The sequence below is a fragment of the Falsiroseomonas sp. genome (genome assembly GCF_030695085.1).
Classification (GTDB): Bacteria; Pseudomonadota; Alphaproteobacteria; order Acetobacterales; family Acetobacteraceae; genus Falsiroseomonas.
This window is the reverse complement of sequence record NZ_JAUYTS010000079.1, coordinates 61,500-82,321: the sequence shown is the minus strand read 5'-3', so window position 1 is coordinate 82,321 and position 20,822 is coordinate 61,500. Positions and strand designations below refer to the sequence as shown.

Below are 20,822 nucleotides of genomic sequence, written 5' to 3'. Positions count from 1 at the left end.
GGCGGCGGGCGCGGCGGCGGGTTCCGGCGTGGCGACGGCCAGCGCGCTGGTCTCCAGCCGCTTCGGATGCACGATGGCACCACCGATCACGCCCGAGACCATGAAGACCACGCCTGCGGTCAGGACCGCGGCGAACACCTTGTTGACTTCCAGACTCATCCTGGAGTGCACCCTTCCGAAGCGCCGCTGCGGGCTGCCACAACCGGGCCACCGCAAGGCCAACATGAAAAACAGGCCGTTGCCGCGGGCTTGCGCCGGTTCCCGCCTGCCGTAAAACCTGCCGGACAATATAGGCGCCGGCGGTTAACGACAACCCGCACGGATGCCGCGCGCAGGACCTTCGCACCCCATGCCCCAAGCCACTTCCGGCAGCCCCTCGGGCGTCATCGCCTTCCAGGGCCTGCCCGGCGCCTATTCGGACCTGGCCTGCCGCCAGGCCTATCCCGGCTGGACCACCCTGCCCTGCGCCTCATTCGAAGCAGCCATCGCGGCGGTGCGGGAAGGGCGCGCGGGCCTGGCCATGCTGCCCTGCGAGAATTCCCTGGCCGGCCGCGTGCCGGACATCCACCGGCTGCTGCCCGATAGCGGCCTGCATGTGGTGGGCGAGCATTTCGAGCGGGTGGAGCATTGCCTTCTTGCCCCCCGCGGGGCTTCGATCGCCACGCTGAAGCGCGCCCACAGCCACCCGGTGGCGCTCGGCCAGGTGCTGAACCTGCTGAAGGACCTCAACCTGCAGCCGGTTATCGAGGCCGACACCGCCGGCGCCGCCAGCCTGATCGCGGCGCGCGGCGGGGTGGAGGATGCGGCGATTGCCAGCGAGCTGGCGGCCGAGATCTACGGCCTGGATATCCTGCGGAAGAATGTGGAGGACGCGGCGCACAACACGACGCGCTTCTATGTCTGCTCGCTCCAGGCCCTGGCACCGCCCTTCGATGACGGGGATTGGGTGACCAGCTTCGTCTTCCGCGTCCGCAACATCCCGGCGGCGCTGTACAAGGCGCTGGGTGGCTTCGCGACCAATGGCGTGAACATGACCAAGCTGGAAAGCTACATGGTCGGCGGCGCCTTCACCGCGACGCAGTTCCTGGCCGATGTCGATGGCCGCCCGGATGAGCCGGGCCTGGCGCGGGCGCTGGAGGAACTGTCCTATTTCTCGGCCGATCTCCGCGTGCTCGGCACCTATCGCGCGCACAAGCTGCGGCTGGCACAGCGGGAAGGGAATTAGCGCAGCTCCGCCGGGCGACTTCAGCGCGGCTCCGCCGGGCGACTTCAGCGCGGCTCCGCCGCGAGGGTCAGCACAAGGTCCGGTTCAGGCCCGAGCGCGGCCTGCGGCCGGGCGATGTGCAGCGCCTCGCTGATCACGCATTCCGCCACCATCCGGCGCAGCCACCAGCCGATCCGGGCGGGCTCCGCGCTGCCGCCGAGGCCAGGCTCGGCCAGCACCACCACGCGCCAGGGCAGCGGCGCGGCGACGGTGGACCAGGCTTCCAGACCTGGCAGGGCTGGCCCCATCGCACGCGGCGTTGGCAGGTCGGCAAACAGCGCCTCGGGCAGCGCCGGCTCGGTCTCGGCTACCGAGACGCCCAGGAAGGCCTGCCGCCCCGGGGAAGCGGAGGTGGCCGGCAGATCCCGACGCGGCAGCGCGCCGAGGTCGGCACGGGCGATCAGGCTGGCGGCGCCAGCCAGATCCCCCGTTGCCTTGGGATAGCGCAATTGCAGCACCGCCAGCAGGGTGGTCAGCAGCGCCGCGCAGCCCTCCACCGACAGGCTGCACCCATCCAGGCGCCATAGCGTGGCCGGTTGCGGCAGCCGGGCAAAGGCGTGGCGCAGCGGCACCCAGTCCCGCGCCAGCAGCGGCCGTGATGCCGCCAGTTCCTCCAGCGCCGCGAGGCCCGGGCTGGCCGCGCCACCGAGCACCGAGCCGCGCGCCGGCACCAGCAGGTGCAGCACCGGCCGCCCCGCCGCTTCGGCCAGCCGCGCCAGCGCCTGCATCGGCGCCAGGGGTGGCGGCAGTGGGGGGTCCGGGTCCGGGCCGAGCGCGGGCAGCGCCATGGCGACCGGCGCCGCGGGCTGGGCGGTGGCCGGCGATGCGGCGGGGGCGGGCGGCGCCGACGGGGCTGCGCGCAGCTTCTCCGGCCGCTCCCCCGGCGCTGGCGGCCGCGGCACCCAGCCAGGCGCAGACCAGGTGCTGGGCGGCGGCTGGAACGGCTCGGCAGGGCGCGGCTCCGGAGAGCTGGGCGCCGGCGGAGCGGGCATGGGAGGGGCGGGGCCCGGTCGTGCCTCCGGCGCCGCCTCCGCGACCGGTCGGGCCGTCGGCTCCCAGCCCGCGGCGCCTTCCAGTTCTTCGCGCATCCGCCGGGTCATGGCGAGCGTGGTGCCCGCCTGATGGCCGGGCAGCAGCGCCCGCACCCGCACCCGGCCCTCCAGGAAATCCTCCGGCGCCAGCGGCATTGGCGCGCGCAGGCGGAAGCCGGGGTTGCCATCGTCACGGGCCACATCGGCGGTGCATTCGGCCAACACCTCCGTCCCGCTCATCAGCCGGATCACCGGCCGCGCCGCGCGGTCCTTCGGGTCCGCCGCCCAGCCCACCACCATCTGGGCATCACGCAGCGCATCGAGAAAGCCGACCAGGCCACGGGATGGCGGGGTGGCACCGCTCATCGCCCCGGGTTCCGCCCCGGCAAGGCGTGGCGAAGCACGCGGCGCGGCATGGTCAGAAGCCCGGCTGGCGCAGCGGTTCGACTCCACCCCCGCGGGCCAGGCCACGGCGGCGCAGGCAATCGGTGAAGGCACGGCTTTCGGCGGCACGACGCGCCTGGTCGAAGCGTTCCTCGCTGCTCGGCAGGCCGATCACCACGCGGCGCGATTCCTCGGCCACCGCCGGCGCCAGCCGTGCCTCCGCCCGGCATTCGGCCTGGGCCGGGCTTTCGGCCGTCACCGGCACAGGCGCCGCGCGGCCGCCGCAACCCGCCAGCAGCAGGATCGCAGCCAGGGACGAAAGGAGTGTTTTCATGCGTCCTGCTCCAGCCAATCCTCGATCAGCCGGCGGGCGATCGAATCGACGCGCGGCAGGGAAAATCCATGCGCCGCCGGGTCGCGCAGCTGCTCTCGCGTGAACCAGCGGGCGTCCTTCAATTCCTCCGGGTCGATACGGATTTCGTCCGACAGGCCCTCGGCATGGAAGCCCAGCATGATGCTGGCGGGGAAGGGCCAGGGCTGGGAGGAATGGTACAGCACATCCCCCACCGCGATGGACGCTTCCTCCATCACCTCCCGCCGTACCGCTTCCTCCAGGCTTTCGCCCGGCTCCACGAAGCCCGCGAGGGTGGAATACATCGCCACATTGGGGAATCGGTGCGAATGGCCCAGCAGGCAGCGGCCGTTGCGGACCACCAGCATGATCACCGCCGGGTCGGTGCGCGGGAAATGCTGGGCACCGCAATTGGTGCATTGCATGGCGTTGCCGGCGCTGCGCGGCGCGCATTCATGGCCGCAGACGCCGCAGAAGCGGTGCCGGGTGCGCCAATGCATCAGCCCGCGCGCATGGGCCAGCACCGAAGCCTCCCCTGGCGGCAGCAGGCCGGCCACCTGGCGGAGGTCGGTGAAGTCGCCCATGCCTTCGGGCAACAGCGGCAGCGGGTCCTCGGCGGCGGAGCAATCCACGGCGAAGACCGGGCGCTGTTCCCAGATGCCGAGGAAGGCCCACGGCCCGCCGGCCATGCGCACGGCCTCCGCCGCGCCGCCGGTCAGCAGCACGGCCTCGGGGTGGCCATCCTCGACCCCCTTCATCAGGCTGCGGCTGCGCCAGACGGGGGCGAACAGGGTTTCGGGGTCGGCGATCGCCTGGGCGATCCAGTCGGCATCGTCCCGGCGGGTGCCCGCACGGTCGATCGGGCTGCCTGTATAGGCATTGGGGCGGCTGGCGGGGACGGAGAGCATCGCCGCGGACCCTGCCACGCGGCTGTGACGGGGGCAACTGAGGGCGCCGGGGCAGGCAAGGCCGGGGAGAAGGTATTCTCCCCGGACCCCTCATCTATTTTTGGGAATTGGTCCGGGGTGGGGGGCATTGCCCCGAGGCGTCCGAGGCCCGATATTGGGGGTGGAAGGTCGGCGACGGACGTGCTCCTCGCCAACCCGGTCAGGTCCGGAAGGAAGCAGCCGTAACGAGTTCTCGCGCGGGTCGCCCGCCGATCTTCCACCTTTCCCGCGGCCCTGGCATCCGGGCCCCCGCTTCCCGGACAGCGCCCCGATGAACAGCGACATCTTTGGCGACCCCCTGGAACACGAGATTCCCGAGCCGCCGCAGGACGGGCCGGGCCTGTTCGGTGACCCGGCGCCCGCCGCACCGGCCCTGACCCCTGCACCCACACCAGCCCAGGCCGCCACACCCTACCGCGTGCTGGCCCGCAAATACCGCCCCGCCACCTTCGCCGACCTGATCGGCCAGGAAGCCCTGGTCCGCACGCTGAAAAATGCCTTCGCCCAAGGGCGGGTGCATCACGCCTTCATGCTCACCGGCGTCCGCGGCGTCGGCAAGACCACCACCGCCCGCATCATCGCCCGCGCGCTGAACTGCATCGGCGTGGACGGGAAGGGCGGGCCGACGCCGGAGCCCTGCGGCGTCTGCTCCGAATGCCGCGCCATCCTGGCCGACCGCCACCCGGACGTGCAGGAGCTGGACGCCGCCAGCAACAACGGCATCGACGATGTGCGGGAGCTGCGCGAACGCCTGCGCTTCCGCCCGGCCCAGGGGCGCTTCAAGGTCATCATCCTGGACGAGGTCCACATGATGTCCAACGCCGCCTTCAACGCGCTGCTGACGACGCTGGAGGAACCGCCACCGGACGTGAAGTTCATGCTGGCGACAACCGAACTTCGGAAGGTGCCCACCACCATCCTGTCCCGCTGCCAGACCTTTCGCCTGGCCCGCGTGCCGCAGGAAACCCTCAGGGCGCATTTTTCGCGCATCTGCGACCTGGAAGCGGTCCCCGCCGAGGCGGAAGCGCTGGCCATGGTCGCCCGCGCGGCGGATGGTTCGGTTCGCGATGGGCTTTCCATCCTGGACCAGGCGATGGCGCTGGCGGGTGGCGAGGCCGTCACTGCCGGGCTGGTGACGGAAATGCTGGGGCTTGCCGATCGCGGCCTGGCGATCGAGCTGATGGAAGCGCTGATGGCGGGCGACACCGCCGCGGCGCTGGCGCTGTCCGAGGGCGCGCATGCCCGCGGCACCGACCCCTCCGTGGTGCTGTCCGACCTGCTGGAGCTGGTTCACCTGCTGTCCCGCATGAAGACCGTGCCGACGCTGAAGGACGACCCGGCGCTGCCGGAGGCTGAGCGCACCCGCGGCGCGGCGCTGGCCGGCAAGCTGGCGATTCCGGTCCTCGCGCGGGCCTGGCAGATGCTGCTGAAGGGGCTGGCGGAGGTGGCGCAGGATGGCGTGAACCGCCGCGCCGCCGCCGAGATGGTGCTGATCCGCCTGGCCCATGTGGCGGATCTGCCGACCCCCGGCGACCTGGTGCGCCGCCTGACCGAAGCCGGTCCCGCCACCGCCACCGCCACCGCCACGCCCAGCCCCGCCCCCAGCGGAGGTGGTGGCGGGCTGCGCGCCATGGCGGGCGGCGGCGGCGCTGCGCTGGCCATGGCCGCGCCCGCCCCGGCTGCGGCACCCGTCGCGGCCCCCGCGCCGATGCCCTCCAGCTTCCGGGAGATCGTGGCCCTCGCTTCCGGCCGGAAGCCCAGCCTGCACGCGCATCTGCGGCTCAATGTGCATCCGGTGCGGATCAGCCCCGGCCGCATCGAGATCCGCCCCCGCCCGGAAGCGCCGCGCGACCTGGCGCAGCAGATCACCGCCCTGATGCAGGACGCCACCGGCACGCGCTGGACCGTCTCCCTGGTGAATGAGGGCGGCGAGCCGACGCTCGCCGAGCAGGGCAAGACGGCGGAAGCCGACCGCCTGGCCCTGGCGCAGACCCACCCGCTGGTGCAGGCGGTGCTCGCCGCCTTTCCGGGCGCGAAGATCGAGGCGGTGCGCGATGCCTCGCTGGATGCCTATGGCCTGGCGCCGGCGATGGCCGCGGAAATGGCCGAGGGGGGCCGCGACTTCGCCCCACCCGACGCGGAAGCCGCCGGGCTGGATGATGACCTTTCGCAGGAGGATTGAGACGCGATGAAGAATCTCGGCAACATGCTGAAGCAGGCCCAGCAGATGCAGACCCGCATGCAGGAAATGCAGGCGCGGCTGGAACAGACGGAAGTCGAGGGTGGCGCTGGCGGCGGCATGGTGAAGGTGCTGCTCTCCGGCAAGGGCGACCTGCGCCGCGTCTCCATCGACCCCTCCCTGATGGTGGCCGATGACCGGGAGGTGCTGGAGGATCTGCTGGTCGCCGCCCATGCCGACGCCAAGCAGAAGGTGGAGGCGACGATGGCCGAGGAAATGCAGAAGGCGACCGCCGGGCTGGACCTTCCGGGTGGGCTCGGGGGGCTGGGTGGCCTCAAGCTGCCGTTCTGACAATCCCCACCACGTTGCTGCGCAACGCGGCGGGGACCCCGGAATGGTGTTGATCCTCTGAAGTTGGTCGCCCTGCCGTGGCAAAGCCACGGCAGGTTTTCGGCAGCCGCGATGAGCACGGCAGCCCTGACGCGTGCACCCGGATGATGGGTCCCAGGCATGTCTGACCGCGACCCGATCGAGCACCTGATCTCCCTGCTCTCGCGCATCCCCGGCCTCGGCCGGCGCAGCGCCAGGCGGGCGGCGCTGCGCATGCTGATGCGGCCGCAGGAGACGATGCTGCCGCTGGCGCAGGCGCTGGAAGCCGCTGCCAAGGCGGTGCGGCCCTGCGAAAGCTGCGGCAACCTCGACGCCCAATCCCCCTGCGGCATCTGCCGCGATCCCCGGCGCGACCGGCACCTGGTCTGCGTGGTGGAAGGCGTGGCCGATCTCTGGGCGCTGGAACGCGCCCATGCGCATCAGGGGTTGTACCATGTGCTCGGCGGCGTGCTGTCGCCGCTCGGCGGGGTGGGGCCGGAGGATCTGTCCATCGCCCCCCTGCTGGCCCGCATCGCGCAGGAGGGGGTGGAGGAGGTGATCCTCGCCCTGCCCGCCACGGTGGATGGCACCGCGACGGCGCATTACGTGACGGACCGGCTGCGGCCCGCCGGCGTGGCGGTGACGCGGCTGGCGCAGGGCGTGCCGATGGGCGGCGCGCTGGATGTGCTGGATGAAGGCACGCTGGCCGCGGCTTTGCGGTCCCGCCGCCCGGCGTAGTCTGTTCGGCGCATTTTCCGAGTTGTCAGGCGAAGTCGCCTGACCTGAAAATACTTGGGTCTACCGGTCGCCGATCCGCGCATAATCCAGGCTGCGCGCCAGCCAGCACCCCACGGTGACGCCCGTGACGCGGCCTGTGGCATCGCGGCGGAAAGCCAGCGTCCAGTCGCCGGGCGGCGTGTGGTCCAGGGCACGCCAGCAGGGCAGCGCCCAGAGGTCCGGGCCGATCGGGTCCAGCAGTTCCATCCGCCCCTGGCCGAGGAAGCCGGAAAAGCCGCCATAGGGCGGGCCGCCGGAATCGCTCACCAGCAGATCGGCGTCGAGTTCCGCGCAGCGATAGCGGCCGGCGATGTCGGTCGGCGCCTCGCCGGGGCTGGGTGTGAGAAGGCTGGCCTGGTTCTCCTGCGGCCGGTCCATCCACAGACCCTGGGGCGTCGGGCGTAGCCTTGTGCGGCCATTATCGGCGCTGCCGTCGGTGCGCAGGTCGAGCCGCTCCGCGCCATGGCCGAAGCGCAGCCGCACCACGCCAGGGGCGGCGTGGTCGATCCGCACCGCCAGGCCGGTTTCGGGTTCGCGGTAGGCGCCGAGCCAACCCGGCGCGGCCAGAACGGCCTCCGGCTGCGGCAACTGCGCGCCGAGCAGCGCGGCCAGCGCCTCCTGCGCCGCGGCATGGGCGTCCGAGAGATGGTTGAACATCACCACCACGGAAATGCGATGCGCCGGCGCATAAAGCCGGTGGCTGCGCCAGCCGCGCAGCGCGCCGCCATGGCCGAGAACCGGCGTCCCGAACGCCTCGCCACGGCCGAGGCCGAAGCCATAGGGCGCGGCAGAGCCATCGGCGAAGGTGACCGGCGCGGAAAGGCGCGCGTGCAGGCTGCCGGTATCGTCGCGCGTGCCGTCGATATGGCGTTCCCAGGCGATCATGTCGTCCAGGCTGGCGCCCAGGCCGGCATCGCCGGTCCAGATCACCTGGTTCTCCGCGGCGCGGAAGCCGGTGGCCTGGCTGCCCTCATAACCCTCGGTGCCATCCGGCATGGCGCGCGTATCGGCCGCCAGGATGGCGGTTTCCATGCCGGCGCGGTCGAAGATGCGGGTGCGCAGCAGGTCGGCGAAGCTCTCGCCCGTGACCTCCTGCAAAGCGTCGGAGATCAGCCGGAAATTCTGGTTGCAATAGGCATAGCGGGTGCCCGGCGCGAAGTGCAGGCTGGCGGTGCCGGCGATGACGCGCGCGGCTTCGACATCGCCGAAAGCGGATTCCGCCGGCGCGCCGTGCAGCATGGCGACGGCCCAATAGTCGCGCAGGCCGGATTGGTTGTGCGCCAGCAGCCGCGCGGCGGGCGCAGCCTTCCCCAGCTTGGGCAGGCGGGCGCGGATCGCGGCATCCAGCGCCTCCGGCTCTCCCACCGCCTCCAGCATGGCGCCGCAGGTGAATTGCTTGGTGATGGAGCACATGCGGAACAGCGTGCGCGGCGTGAAGGGGATGCGGCGTTCGGCATTCGCATAGCCCCAGGCGTGGCGCGCCAGCACCTGCCCTTTTTGCAGCACCGCGATGGCGCCACCCGGGCCTGGGTAGCGGCGCGGCAGATCGCGAAGAACCTGGTCCAGATTGGTCATCAGCGGCTTCCCCACAGCACCAGCACCACGCCGGCTACGACGATCAACGCGCCGATGACATCGGCACGAGTCGCCTTCTCCCGCAGATAGAAGCGGCTGAAGGCCAGGGTGAACAGGATCTCCACCTGCCCCACCGCGCGCACCAGCGCGACCGGCGCCAGGGCGAAGGCGGAGAACCAGCAGGCCGACCCCATGGCGGACAGCGCGCCGACCTGCGCGCTGTCTCGCCAGGTGGCGAAGACCGCGCGGAACTGCGTGGGCTCCTTCCACGCCAGGTAGCTGCCTTGCATCAGCGTCTGCAGCGCATTGGTGATGACCAGGATCAGCAGCGCCTTGAAGATGACGTCGGAGCCCGGCATCTCCTGGTTGGCCATCTTGATCAGCACGCCGGTCACGCCGAAGCAGAAGCCGGCGCCGATGCCACACAGCGCCGCCGGCTGTGTCACGCCGCGCAGCAGTTCCGCTGGGCTGGTGCCGCGCCCGGCCAGCGACAAATACAGCACGCCGCCGACGCCGACCGCGATGCCGAACCAGGAGAACAGCGACAGATGCTCGTTCAGCAGCAGCGTCGCGACGATGGCGGCCTGCATCGCCTCGGTCTTGGAATAGGCGGTGCCGACGGCGAAGTTGCGATAGCCGAAGGCCATGATGAGCAGGTTGGTGCCGAGGATCTGCCCGAAGCCGCCGACGGCGCACAGCGCCAGCACCGTCCAGCCCAGCGGCGGTAGCGTGCCGCCGAAGATGGCGGCGTAGAGGCCGAAGATCAGCAGCCCGACCGGCACGCCGTACAGGTACCGCACCACCCCGGCACCATTGACCGAAAGCTGCCCGCGCAGCTTCTGCTGCTGCGCGGTGCGCCAGCACTGGAACAGCGCCGCGGAGACGGTGAAGCCGATCCAGCCGGGGATCATTCCTTGCCCTCAGTCGGGCCGCAGGCACGCCAGCGGCGTGACGGGCGGCCCCTCCGGCGCCTTGGCTCGCCGGATTGCCGGCGGGCCGCCTTCGCGGCCTCGCCCGCCTGTCGCGGGCGCCCATCCTCAAGCGCCGGGCGGCCCCTCCGGCGCCTTGGCTCGCCGGACTGCCGGCGGGCCGCCTTCGCGGCCTCGCCCGCCTGTCGCGGGCGCCGATCCTCAAGCGCCGGGCGGCCCCTCCGGGGCCTTGGCTCGCCGGACTGCCGGCGGGCCGCCTTCGCGGCCTCGCCCGCCTGTCGCGGGCGCAAGTCGTACTCGTGGGCCGTTGCGTGCATCCATCGCTTATCAGCCCAGCCGCGGGTCCAGCCAAGGGCGGTCCATGCGTTTCCAGGGCGGAATCTCGCCCGGGTTCAGCGTGATGCCCAGCCCCGCGGACCGCGGAAGCGGCGCGGTGCCATGGATGAAGCGCAGGCTCTCACCCTGCACGATGTCGAAGAACGCCTCCGTCTCCCCATACTGCACCTCCAGCACCATGAAGTTCGGGATCGTGGCGCAGAGATGCACGGAATGGGCGTGGCAGACCGGGCCGGTGGGGTTGTGCGGCGCAATCTCCACCCCCGCCGTCTGCGCCAGGGCGGCGATGCGGCGAATCTCCTCCAGGCCCCCCGCATGCTTCGCATCGGGCATCAGCACATCGTAGCAGCCGGCCTCCACCAGCGGGCGATAGGCGGCGAGGCCGGACAGGCTCTCGGCGCCGGCCAGCCGCATGCCGCGCGCATTGGCCATGCCGCGCAGGCGGGTGATCTCGCGGTGGTTCGCCTCGGCCACCGGGCATTCGAGCCAGAAAAGCCCCGCATCGGCGACATCGCAGATGAGTTGCGCGGCGCCGCCCGGCGAGAAGCGCCAATGCGCATCCACCATCAGGTCGATATCCGGGCCGATGGCTGCGCGCACGGCGGCAATTCGTGAAAGTCCCTCGGCATAGGCGGCGCGGTTGGCGGGTGTGCGGCCATCCTCCCACACCATCGGCTCGAAGGGCGCCAGCTTCACGCCGCCGAACCCCTCCGCCACCGCGCGGCGGGCGGCGGCGGCGAAGCCTTCCGGCGTGCGCGGATTGGCGCCGCGATTGATGTTGGCATAGAGCCGCACCGTTTCCTGCACCGCACCGCCCAGCAGGCGATACAGCGGCTCGCCGTTCCGCTGCGCCGCCAGATCGCACAGCGCCTGGTCCAGCGCGGAGAGCGCGGTCGCCGTCACCAGCCCGCCCGGTGCATGCGGCAGCAGGCGGGCGATGCGGTTGCGGTCGCGCGCATCGGCGCCGCGCCAATTCGCCTCCAGCCGCGAGACTTCCGCCGCCATCAGCGGTTCATGGTTGGCCAGCGTGCATTCGCCGATTCCCAACAGACCATCCTCGGTCCGCACCTCGACGAAGCACCAGTTGGTCTTCGGCGTGACGTTGAAGCCCCGGAAGGCGATGCCCTCGATCTTCATGTGACGCGGATATTCGCGCGGGCCGCCAGGTCCTTCCACTTGGCGATATCGCTTCGCACCCGGGCGGCCAGCACATCCGGCCCGCTGGCGATGACCTGCCCGCCGATCAGCTTCACGCGGTCCACCACTTCCGGCATGCGGCCGATACGCTGCAATTCCGGCACCAGCCGATCCGCGATCGGCCGCGGCAGGCCGGGCGGGCCGAACAGTGCGTTACAGGCGATGGTCTCGAAGCCCGGCAGGCCGGATTCATGCAGCGTCGGCACCTCCGGCGTATCCGGCCAGCGTTCCAGGCTGGTGACGGCCAGCATCTTCACATCGCCGCGGCGGACGAAGGGCAGGATGTTGACCATATTGGCGATGAGGAACGGCGTGTCGCCGCTGATCACGCCCTGGCCCATCTGCGAGGCGCCGCGATAGGGGATGTGCTCCATCCGCACGCCGGCCATCATGCAGAACAGCTCCGCCGACAGATGCGCGGAAGATCCGACGCCGCCGCTGCCATAGTTGAAATGCCCCGCCGGCTGCGCCTTGATCGCGGCGATCAGCGCCGCGACGCTATCCACCGGAAAGACGCGCGGGTTGACCACCAGCACGTTCGGCCCGGTCACCAGCAGGGAGATCGGCACGAAGTCCGTCTCGAGGTTATAGGGCAGGTCCGGGTAGATCGCGGCATTGATGCCGTTGGACCCGGCATTGCCGAGCAGCAGCGTGGACCCGTCCGGCGCCGCGCGGAAGGCATGCTCCACGCCGACGCGCCCACCGGCACCCGGGCGGTTGTCGATGACGAAGGGCTGGCCGAGCGCCTGGTCCAGATAGGGCGCGAACAGCCGGATGGTGGTGTCGTTGCCGCCACCGGGCGCGCCCGGCTCCACGATCCGGACCGGCCGCGTCGGCCAGGTTTGCGCCTGGGCGGTACGGGCGGCAAAGGGCGCCGCGAGTGCGGCGGCCAGCAGCGTGCGACGTTGCGGCATGGCTTGTTCTTTCTTTGGACGTTGCTCCGGCCGCATCATGGCGCGGGGCGCAGGCCCGGAACAACCCACCCGGTCAGCGCGGGTCCACCGGGCTTGCCGGCACGCCGGCGGCCTCGATCACCTCCGCCGCGGCGAACAGCACATCCTCCCGGTACCGCCCGGCCAGAAGCTGCGCGCCCACCGGCACGCGGCCGACGAGGCCCGTGGTCACCACCAGCCCGGGCAGGCCCATCAGCGGCAGGCCGACCTGGGTGAGCTGGGCGTCCATGATCTGGCGGAACCGCGCCGGGCTGGTCACGTCGTCCTGGTCCGGGAAGGGCAGTTCGGCGGAGACCGGGGTGATGGCCAGCGGATAGCGCTCGAAGAAGGTCATCCAGGCGCGGACGAAGAAGGCGCGCTTCTGCAGGCCGTCCATGAAGGCGTTGAGGTCGGGCTCCGGGCACAGCGCCTCCATCTGGGCGAACACGAAGCTGGCATCCGGGTCGGCTTCCTGGTGCAGGGCCGAATTCAGGCCGCGGCGGCTTTCGGCCAGCCACAGCATGGCCTGGATCGCGGCCGGCTCGCGCAGCGGCGGGCATTCCACCTCCTCCACCACCCAGCCATCGGCCTCCAGCCGGCGGGCGGCATCGCGCAAGGCGGCCTCCACCTCCGGTGCCGTGGGCATGCCTTCGGGGCGGATGCACAGCGCGGCACGCTTTTCGACGGGAGGGCCGACCTCCGCGGCATCGACCCACCAGGGGTCGCGAATGTCCCGCGCGCTCATTGCCGCGAAGCCCAGGCGCAGATCGCCGATGGTGCGCGCGATGGGGCCGGAGACGGCCATCAACTGCCCGCCGACATGGCGTTCCGCCCCCGAGGCGTTCCAGGCCGGAATCCGCCCGAGCGTCGGCCGCAGCCCATGCACGCCGCAGGCATAGGCCGGGTAGCGGATGGAGCCGCCGATATCCGTGCCATGCCCCACCGCGCCAATGCCCGCCGCGACGCCCGCCGCCGCACCGCCGGAGGACCCGCCGGGCGTGATGGACGCATCGCGCGGATTCTTCGTGTGGCCGTGGATTCCGTTGCGGCAGAACCAGCGCAGCGAGAAGGCGGGCGTATTGGTCCGCCCCAGCAGCACCGCGCCGGCACGGCGGAAATTCGCCACCACCGGATTGTCCTGGGTGGCCACCAGGTCCTTCTGCAGGCGCAGGCCATTGGTGGTGGCGTAGCCGGTCTGGTCCACATTGACCTTGATGGTCACCGGCACGCCAGCCATCGGGCCGGGGTCCTCGCCGCGGCCGATCGCGGCATCGATCACGGCGGCCTGCGCCAGCACATCCTCCGGCCGATGGTCCACCACCGCGTTGATGGCCGGGTTCGCCGCATCCAGCCGGGCCAACGCATCGCGCGCCACCTCCACCGCGCTCACCGCGCGGCTTCGCACGAGGGCGGCGATCTCGGTGGCTGGCAGGCGCCAATACTCGGTCATGTCGCGGCTTCCCCTTGCGTCGCCATCAGGCTGCGTCGCAAGGGCGGGATGGTCAACCGCCGCCGAACACCGGCTCCCGCTTCGCCATGAAGGCTTCGCGGCCTTCGGCGTGGTCGGCCGAGAGGAAGCACATGGTCTGCCAGTCGCGTTCCCGTTCCAGCGCCGCATCCAGCCCCTCGGCCAGCATGCGTTTGGTCAGCGCGATCGGCAGGGCGGCCTGGGCGGCGAGGCCCTGCGCCACGAGCTGCGCGGCCGCCAGCGCCGTGCCCTTCGGCACCAGGCGATCGACCAGCCCGATGCGCTCCGCCGCCTCCGCCCCTATCGGCTCCGCGTAGAACAGCACCTGGCGCGCGCGGGCCACGCCGATCCGCGCCGGCAGGGTGAAGGGCAGGCCGAGATCGGCCATCAGCCCCACCTTGTTGAAGCCCGCCATGAAGCGCGCCTCGGCCGAGGCCACGATGGTGTCGCTGGCACAGGCCACGGACAGGCCGGCGCCGACGCACCAGCCCTCCACGGCCGCCACGATCGGCAGGCGTCCGCCGACCATCAGGCGGATGATGCGGTGCGTGCGCCGCATCCTCTCCCGCCCCTGCTCCGCATCCCGCACATCCATGCCGGAAATGTCGCCGCCCGAGCAGAAGGTGCCGCCCGCGCCGGTGATCACCACGGCGCGCACGGCCGTATCGCCCTGCGCGGCCTCCAGCGCCTCGAACAACTGTTCGCGCAGCGGCACGGACAGGGCGTTGCGCCGGGCCGGGTAGTCCAGCGTCAGCGTCAGCACGCCGCCCGCGCGTTCCTGCGCGACGCGCATCGTCGGGGCCTCACTCATGAGTCGGTGTGCAGCGCGGCGCCGGTCTGCGCCTGCAGATCGGCGAGCGACATGCCTTCCGCCAGAATCTCCCGCAGCACGAAGCCGCGGCCCTGCACCACATCGATCACGGCCAGATTGGTGTAAATGCGCTGCACCGCGCCGGGCGCCGTCAGCGGGTAGCCGCAATTCTCCACCAGCTTGGGGCGGCCATCCTTGGTGGTGTGGTCCATCACCACCCACAGCCGCTTGGCACCGGCGGCCAGATCCATCGCGCCGCCCACGGCCGGCGCCGTGTCGTTCTCGCTGGTTGCCCAATTGGCGATGTCGCCATTCTCCGCGACCTCGAAGGCGCCGAGCACGCACAGATCGATATGCCCGCCGCGGATCATCCCGAAGCTGTCGGCATGGTGGAAGAAGCTGCCGCCCGGACGCAGCGTGACCTGCTGCTTGCCGGCATTGACCAGCCAGGCATTGCCCTTCCCCGGTTCCGGCGCCGGGCCCATGCCCAGGATGCCGTTCTCGGAATGCAGGATCACCTCCCGCTCCACCGGCACATGATCCGCCACCATGGTGGGGATGCCGATCCCGAGATTGACGAACCACCCCTCCGGAATGTCCTGCGCCACCCGCGCCGCCATCCCCTGCCGCGTCACACCCGCCATCGCGTCGTTCTCCTGCCGGTCCGCTTTGCGGTCAGTTTATCGCCCCTGCCGGGGTGGTGCCAGGGAGCCAACGCGCCGCCCGGGCGTTGGAGATGCGGGGGCGCCCCTTCCGCCGGCATCTGGCCGGCTGGTCTTCGCGCGGCGCCTTTCCCAGGAGTTTCCCATGCAGCTTCCCAACAATGCCTACGTCGCCGTCGTCGATGGCGAGAAGCTCCAGCTTTTCCGCAATGATGGCGACGCCGGCGCGATGAATCTCGCCGCGATGCAGCCGCCTGCGGTCGATTCCGACAACAAGGGCAGCGGTGGCCGCCATGCCAGCAGTTCCGCCAACCCTAGCGACAGCCAGCAGGACGAGGATGGCTTCGCGGCCGGCGTCGCCGCGATGCTGAACCAGCAGGTGATGGCCGGCCATATCGAGAACCTGGTCATCATCGCCGCGCCGCGCACGCTGGGCGAGCTGCGCAAGCACTATCACAAGACCCTCTCGGCGAAGCTGCTCGGCGAAATCGCCAAGGACCTCACCGGCCATTCGATGAAGGATGTCGAGGCGACCGTCACCGCCAACTGAACGTCAGACCCAGGGCGCGCCGCGCCGGACCTCGATGACGCGCTGGACGAAGATGCCCGGCGTGTGGACATGGTCCGGCGCGATCTCGCCGAGTTCCACGACATGATGGGTCTGCGCCACGGTCAGGGTCGCGGCCATGGCCATCACCGGATTGAAGTTCCGACCCGATTCCCGGTAGGTCAGGTTGCCCCAGCGATCCGCCTGCCAGGCCTCGACCAGCGCGACATCGCCGGGCAGGGCGTGCTCCAGAATATGCTCGCGGCCGTTGAAGACGCGGCTTTCCTTGCCCTGGGCGAGCTTCGTGCCGGCGCCCGTCGGCGTGAAGAAGGCCGGGATGCCGGCGCCGGCGGCGCGCATGCGCTCGGCCAGCGTGCCCTGCGGCACGATCTCCAGCTCCAGCTTGCCGGCGCGGTACAGCTCCTCGAACACCGTCGATCCGGCGGAGCGGGGGAAGGAGCAGATGATTTTCCGCACGCGGCCTTCCATCATCAGCCGCGCCAGGCCGACCTTGCCGGCGCCGGCATTGTTGGCGACCACCACCAGGTCGCGCGCGCCCTGTTCCAGCAGGCCCTCGATCAGTTCATCCGGCTGGCCGACGGCGCCAAAGCCGCCCATCAGCACCGTGGCGCCGTGCTGCACGCCTTCCAGCGATTCCGCGATCGACTGGACGATCTTGTTGATCATATCCGCCCTCAATTCCTGTGGTTCAGCTAGCGGGGTGATTCAGCGGGTGCGGAAGGCGCCGTGGCTGATGACGGTCAGGTCGCGCTCCACCACCTTGGCGCGGAAGGCCGCGCCGCCGGGGGTGCGCCAGATTTCGGTGCGGATGGTCTCGCCCGGGAAGACGGGGGCGGAGAAGCGGCATTCCATGCGGCCGAAGCGATCCGGGTCATGCGCGCAGATGGCCGCCAGCAGCGCGCGGCTGACCACGCCGAAGGTGCCAAGGCCATGCAGGATCGGCCGTGGGAAGCCAGCCTTGGCGGCCAAGGCCGGGTCGCTGTGCAGCGGGTTGTGGTCGCCGTTCAGGCGGTAGATCAGCGCCATTTCGGGGCGCGTCGGCAGGTCCAGCGTGATCTCCGGCGCGGTGTCCGGTTCCGCGGCCAGCCGCTTCACCGGCCCATCCGGCCCGCCAAAACCGCCATCGCCGCGCAGGAAGGTGGTGTTCTCCACCGTGGCGAGTTTCGCACCCGTCGCCTCGTCCAGGATGTCACGCGCCGTGTAGAGCAAGGCGCCCTTGCCGGCGCCGCGATCCACCAGGCCGGTGACGCGGGATTTGCCGACCACCGTGCCGCTGGTTGGCAGCGGGGCGAACAGTTCCACAGCCTGTTCGCCGGCCACCAGCTTCACGGCATCCACACCCGTCGCCGGGTCTGCCAGCCAGAAGCCGGGATAGCCCAGCACCACCGCCATGGTCGGCAGCGCGCGCATTGCCGCGCCCTCCGTCACATAGCGCAGCGCCGCACTGTCCATCGGGTCCTGCCCGACACCGAGCGACAGGGCATACAGCGACGAATCCTGCCAGCGGAGATGCTGGCGGATCTCCGGGATCGGGAAGTTCAGAAGGGTCTGATAGTCGATCGGCATGGTCAGTCCGTCAGTTCGAGCACGGCATCGGCGGCAAAGGCGCCCTGGCCGGCGGGCAGTACCAGCAGCGGGTTGATCTCCGCCGAGGCGAGGCGCGGCCCGGCCGCGGCACCGAAGCGGGACAGCGCCACCAGCGCCTGCACCAGCGCCGCCACATCCGCCTTCGGTTTGCCGCGCGCACCATCCAGCAGGGGAAAGCCGCGCAGCGAGCGGATCATCGCCTCCGCCTGCGTCGCATCCACCGGGCAGCGGCGGAAGGCGACATCGGCGAAAATCTCGATGAAGACGCCGCCGAGGCCCACCATCGCCATCGGGCCGAACACCGGGTCCCGCACCACGCCGAGCGCGATTTCGGTGCCGCCCACCACCTGCCTGGCAATCAGCACGCCATCGAGCCGCGCGCCCGGCGCATGGGCACAGGCGCGCTGCTGCAACAGGGCGAAGCCGTCCCGCACCGCGCCGGCATCGGCCAGGTTCAGCAGCACGCCGCCGATCTCGGATTTGTGCAGGATGTCGGGTGACAGGATCTTGGCGACCACCGGGTAGCCGATGGCATCCGCGGCATTCACCGCATCCTCGGCGCTCTGGCAGGCGGCTTCGGGCACCATCGGGATGCCGGCGGCGTCCAGGATGCGCTTGGCGTCCGACTCATTCGGCGCGCGGGCAGGCAGCGGGATGGCGGGCAGGGTTTCGGGTGGATTGGCCGGCTGGGCGAAGGCTTCACCAAAACGGCCCATGGCGGCCAGCGCCACCACGGCGCGGGAGGGGTCCTCCATGCACAGGAAGCCATCCGCCTCCCACTCCCGCACCCGTTCCACCGGCGCCAGGATGGACAGCAGGAAGATGCGGTCCGGGTGCGCATCCAGCACCTTCTTCAATTCGGCCCGCAGACGCGGCGCCATGGAGGGGCTGGCCCCCCATTGGGTGAAGAAGGCGATGACGCTGGCATAGCCGCCATCGGTGACCATGGATTCGGCGAAGGCGCCGATCACGCTCATGTCGTTGAAGGCCTGGGCCGTGCAGTCCACGGGGTTCAGGGGCGAGGAGAAAGGCACCAGCGCCTTCAGCTTCGCCTGTGCATCCTCCGGCATCGGCGGCATGGGCAGCCCCACCGCCTCCGCCGCATCCGACATCAGCACGCCGGCGCCGCCCGAGATCGTCACTACGCCGAGTGAGTTGCGCGCCGGGAAAATGCCGCGCTGGGCGACGTAGCAGACATCCAGCAATTCTTCGGTGGTCCGCGCGCGATGCACGCCGAACTCGGCCAGCACCGCATCCATCACCCGGTCATCGCCGGCGATGGAGGCGGTGTGGGATTGCGCCGCCGCCTGGCCGAGCTTGCTGCGCCCGACCTTCATCATCACCACCGGCTTCCTGGCCGCCCGCGCCGCCTCCAGCGCCGCGATGAAGCGCGGGCCGTTCTGGATGCCCTCGGCGTAAGCCGCGATGACCTGCACCTCCTCGCTTTCCGCCATCCAGCCGATGATATCGGACAGGCCGAGATCGGCCTCGTTCCCCGTGGTCACCAGCACCGGCGTGGCGATGCCGCGGTCGCGTGCGGCGGCGAACAGGTGGCTGCCATAGGCGCCGGATTGGCTGGCGATTCCGACGCCGCCCATGCCGGTCCGCGCCTGGCGGGGCCAGCCATTCTCGAAGCTGGCGGAGAAGATCGGGTAGTAGCCGAGCGTTGCGTTGAACAGGCCGAGGCAGTTGGGCCCGAGCAGCCGCATGCCGGAAGGCCGCGCCGCCTCCAGCAGCCGGGCCTGCATGGCCGCACCGGCCTCCCCCGTTTCGGCGAAGCCGGCGGTGAAGACGATGGCGGCCCCGCAGCCCCGCGCGCCGAGATCGGCCACCGCCTGGATCGCGGCCTCCCCGGGGATGGCGACGATCGCGGCATCCGGCGCCTCCGGCAGGTCGCTGACGCTGGCGAAGGCCGGCACGCCCTGCACCGTGGCGCGATTCGGGTTCACCGGCATCAATGCGCCGCTGAAACCCTGGGAGAGCATATAGGCCAGTGGCCGCCCGCCGATGCGGGTGGCGTCGTCGGAGGCACCGACCACGGCGACGGAGCGCGGCCGCAACAGCCGATCGAGATCCCGGAATGCCAGCGACGCCTCCCCCATCAAGTCGCCGGCAAATTGCGGGAGTGGCGAGGGCGGGGCAAGTCCCGGCGCGCCGCGCAGCATCGTGATCAGGCCGCGGCGGTCATCGCCCGGCCGCGCCGGGTTGGGCCAGTCGGCGGAAATCCGCGCGCCGCAGCGTGCGGATGGCTGCTGGCCGGGATCACCGCGGACCCGCCACCAGGCGGCACCGCTGCGTTGTCGCGCCAACCGATATCCGGGCGGCGGCGGCCTGTGTGGCGCGCGTGGTGCGGCCCTGACGGCGCTTCAGCCGATCAGCAGGCCGATTCCAACCATCACCGCCAGCAGCATCAGCGCCGCCCGCACCGCGGTCATCATGTCGCTGGTCTTGCTGGCCGGGCCGGTATCCTCATCCGCCCAGCCGGAGGAGATGACGGGGTAGTCGGGGCGTGCGGGGGTCGGCTCCGGCGCGGTCGCGCGGTCGGTTCGGGCGGCCGGCACAGGGCCGGTCCCCACGAGTTGCGTGGGTGGCCGCAGTCCAAGCAGGTCGCGCTGACCCTGGGCAGGTTTGGAAGCTGTTTCCATGGCGGGAGAGTATTTCCACTTCGCAAGGAAATTCCACCACTCGGTGGTTACAGACGCGCGTTTTTTGTGATGCAGGAAACGGCGCGCCGGGGGCAGCGCACAACCAGGACGCGCCCTGGGACGTGTCTTTTCAATCCCCTCGCGCGGCCCGCGCGCCAGACGGCGCCCCTTGCGCGGTCGCCGCGCGCGCGATCGGCCGCGCCGGTACGCCGCCCAGACATGCGCCATCCGGAACCGGCCCTGCCACCGCCGCGCCCGGCGCCACCAGGGCATCGGCACCGATCAGCACCGCAGGGCGCACCACGGCGCTGGCGGCCACCAGCGCACGCCGGCCCAGCGTCACACCGCCGCACAGCACGGCGCCGGGGCCGAGATGGGCGGCGTCGTCCAGCTGGCATTCATGCTCCACGATGGCGCCGGTATTGACCAGGACCAGCCGCCCCAGCCGTGCCAGGGGCCCGAGCAGCGCGCGCGCCATCACCTGGCTGCCTGCGCCCAGGCTGGCGGAAGGCGAGACCAGCGCCGCGGGGTGGATCAGCGGCGGCAGGGTGAAGCCAGCGGCCTCGCAGCGCGCGCCGAGGGTCTCGCGGGTGGCATTGTCACCGATGGCGATGACCGCCTCGGCCACGCCCTCCGCGCGCAGGCGGGGAAGCAGCGCGGTGGCGCCGAGAATCGCGCAGCCGAGCAGCGGCCCGGCGCCCGATTCGCGGCCCGGCGCATCATCCAGCAGCCCCGCGATGGGCCGGCCGCAGGCGCGCAGCGCCTCGATCACCACAAGTGAGTGGCCGCCCGCGCCGATGATCAGCACG

Annotated in this window: 20 protein-coding genes and 1 other RNA gene; 6 read left to right on the top strand and 15 right to left on the bottom strand. The window is 71.2% G+C overall.

The window, feature by feature from the left end; all coding sequences use genetic code 11:
- The first annotated feature begins 349 nt into the window (after positions 1–349).
- Positions 350–1,225, top strand: a complete 876-nt coding sequence (locus tag Q8S40_RS09845) for a prephenate dehydratase (RefSeq protein ID WP_304814842.1) — start codon at positions 350–352, stop codon at positions 1,223–1,225.
- A gap of 44 nt (positions 1,226–1,269) precedes the next feature.
- Here the strand turns inward: Q8S40_RS09845 and Q8S40_RS09840 are convergent, their stop codons facing one another.
- From Q8S40_RS09840 to nudC, 3 genes are read right to left on the bottom strand one after another with little or no spacing between them, the layout of a single operon-like run.
- A complete protein-coding gene (locus Q8S40_RS09840) occupies positions 1,270–2,661 on the bottom strand; it encodes a hypothetical protein (RefSeq protein ID WP_305670234.1) in 1,392 nt (463 codons plus the stop codon).
- A gap of 52 nt (positions 2,662–2,713) precedes the next feature.
- Entirely contained in the window at positions 2,714–3,013 is a 300-nt protein-coding gene (locus Q8S40_RS09835; protein ID WP_304815865.1) for a phosphoribosylamine--glycine ligase, read from the bottom strand.
- Positions 3,010–3,939, bottom strand: coding sequence for an NAD(+) diphosphatase (nudC, locus tag Q8S40_RS09830; RefSeq protein ID WP_305670233.1), 930 nt, complete (start codon positions 3,937–3,939; stop codon positions 3,010–3,012). Before nudC ends, Q8S40_RS09835 begins: the two co-directional genes overlap by 4 nt.
- 162 nt (positions 3,940–4,101) lie before the next feature.
- Between nudC and ffs the strand changes: the two genes are divergently transcribed.
- From ffs to recR, 4 genes are all read left to right on the top strand, one after another.
- Positions 4,102–4,200, top strand: an RNA gene (gene ffs, locus Q8S40_RS09825) — signal recognition particle sRNA small type.
- Between the two features lie 49 nt (positions 4,201–4,249).
- Positions 4,250–6,160: a DNA polymerase III subunit gamma/tau gene (locus tag Q8S40_RS09820; RefSeq protein ID WP_305670232.1), complete on the top strand. Its 1,911-nt coding sequence runs from the start codon at positions 4,250–4,252 to the stop codon at positions 6,158–6,160.
- A gap of 6 nt (positions 6,161–6,166) precedes the next feature.
- Positions 6,167–6,508, top strand: a complete 342-nt coding sequence (locus Q8S40_RS09815) for a YbaB/EbfC family nucleoid-associated protein (protein WP_304815861.1) — start codon at positions 6,167–6,169, stop codon at positions 6,506–6,508.
- A gap of 159 nt (positions 6,509–6,667) precedes the next feature.
- Entirely contained in the window at positions 6,668–7,264 is a 597-nt protein-coding gene (gene recR / locus Q8S40_RS09810; protein WP_305670231.1) for a recombination mediator RecR, read from the top strand.
- A gap of 60 nt (positions 7,265–7,324) precedes the next feature.
- On the opposite strand, the gene Q8S40_RS09805 is transcribed toward recR, so the two are convergent.
- From Q8S40_RS09805 to Q8S40_RS09775, 7 genes are all read right to left on the bottom strand, one after another.
- Complete coding sequence (locus tag Q8S40_RS09805; protein ID WP_305670230.1) at positions 7,325–8,878, bottom strand: D-aminopeptidase; 1,554 nt, start codon at positions 8,876–8,878, stop codon at positions 7,325–7,327.
- Positions 8,878–9,789: a DMT family transporter gene (locus tag Q8S40_RS09800; RefSeq protein WP_304815856.1), complete on the bottom strand. Its 912-nt coding sequence runs from the start codon at positions 9,787–9,789 to the stop codon at positions 8,878–8,880. Before Q8S40_RS09800 ends, Q8S40_RS09805 begins: the two co-directional genes overlap by 1 nt.
- A 345-nt stretch (positions 9,790–10,134) precedes the next feature.
- Positions 10,135–11,280: a mandelate racemase/muconate lactonizing enzyme family protein gene (locus tag Q8S40_RS09795; protein WP_305670229.1), complete on the bottom strand. Its 1,146-nt coding sequence runs from the start codon at positions 11,278–11,280 to the stop codon at positions 10,135–10,137.
- Positions 11,277–12,254, bottom strand: a complete 978-nt coding sequence (locus Q8S40_RS09790) for a tripartite tricarboxylate transporter substrate binding protein (RefSeq protein ID WP_305670228.1) — start codon at positions 12,252–12,254, stop codon at positions 11,277–11,279. Before Q8S40_RS09790 ends, Q8S40_RS09795 begins: the two co-directional genes overlap by 4 nt.
- Before the next feature lie 73 nt (positions 12,255–12,327).
- Positions 12,328–13,722: an amidase family protein gene (locus Q8S40_RS09785; protein ID WP_305670227.1), complete on the bottom strand. Its 1,395-nt coding sequence runs from the start codon at positions 13,720–13,722 to the stop codon at positions 12,328–12,330.
- Positions 13,723–13,774: 52 nt separating this feature from the next.
- Positions 13,775–14,551 (bottom strand): enoyl-CoA hydratase/isomerase family protein, encoded by a 777-nt coding sequence (locus Q8S40_RS09780; protein WP_305670226.1) that lies wholly within the window; start codon positions 14,549–14,551, stop codon positions 13,775–13,777.
- Positions 14,548–15,195 (bottom strand): 3-oxoacid CoA-transferase subunit B, encoded by a 648-nt coding sequence (locus tag Q8S40_RS09775; protein ID WP_305670225.1) that lies wholly within the window; start codon positions 15,193–15,195, stop codon positions 14,548–14,550. Before Q8S40_RS09775 ends, Q8S40_RS09780 begins: the two co-directional genes overlap by 4 nt.
- Before the next feature lie 163 nt (positions 15,196–15,358).
- On the opposite strand from Q8S40_RS09775, the gene Q8S40_RS09770 reads away from it, so the two are divergent.
- Complete coding sequence (locus Q8S40_RS09770; protein ID WP_304815846.1) at positions 15,359–15,763, top strand: host attachment protein; 405 nt, start codon at positions 15,359–15,361, stop codon at positions 15,761–15,763.
- A 3-nt stretch (positions 15,764–15,766) separates the two neighbouring features.
- On the opposite strand, the gene Q8S40_RS09765 is transcribed toward Q8S40_RS09770, so the two are convergent.
- The 5 genes from Q8S40_RS09765 to Q8S40_RS09745 all read right to left on the bottom strand — a co-directional run bounded on the left by Q8S40_RS09765 (position 15,767) and on the right by Q8S40_RS09745 (position 20,821).
- Positions 15,767–16,447 carry a 3-oxoacid CoA-transferase subunit A gene (locus Q8S40_RS09765; protein ID WP_305670224.1) on the bottom strand — a complete coding sequence of 227 codons (681 nt, stop codon included), beginning with the start codon at positions 16,445–16,447 and terminating at the stop codon, positions 15,767–15,769.
- Between the two features lie 39 nt (positions 16,448–16,486).
- Positions 16,487–17,347 carry a MaoC family dehydratase gene (locus Q8S40_RS09760; RefSeq protein WP_305670223.1) on the bottom strand — a complete coding sequence of 287 codons (861 nt, stop codon included), beginning with the start codon at positions 17,345–17,347 and terminating at the stop codon, positions 16,487–16,489.
- A gap of 2 nt (positions 17,348–17,349) precedes the next feature.
- Positions 17,350–19,677, bottom strand: coding sequence for an acetate--CoA ligase family protein (locus Q8S40_RS09755; protein WP_305670222.1), 2,328 nt, complete (start codon positions 19,675–19,677; stop codon positions 17,350–17,352).
- 57 nt (positions 19,678–19,734) lie between these two features.
- Positions 19,735–19,929 (bottom strand): hypothetical protein, encoded by a 195-nt coding sequence (locus tag Q8S40_RS09750; protein WP_305670221.1) that lies wholly within the window; start codon positions 19,927–19,929, stop codon positions 19,735–19,737.
- A 214-nt stretch (positions 19,930–20,143) separates the two neighbouring features.
- Complete coding sequence (locus Q8S40_RS09745) at positions 20,144–20,821, bottom strand: acetyltransferase (RefSeq protein ID WP_305670220.1); 678 nt, start codon at positions 20,819–20,821, stop codon at positions 20,144–20,146.
- Position 20,822 lies beyond the last annotated feature (1 nt).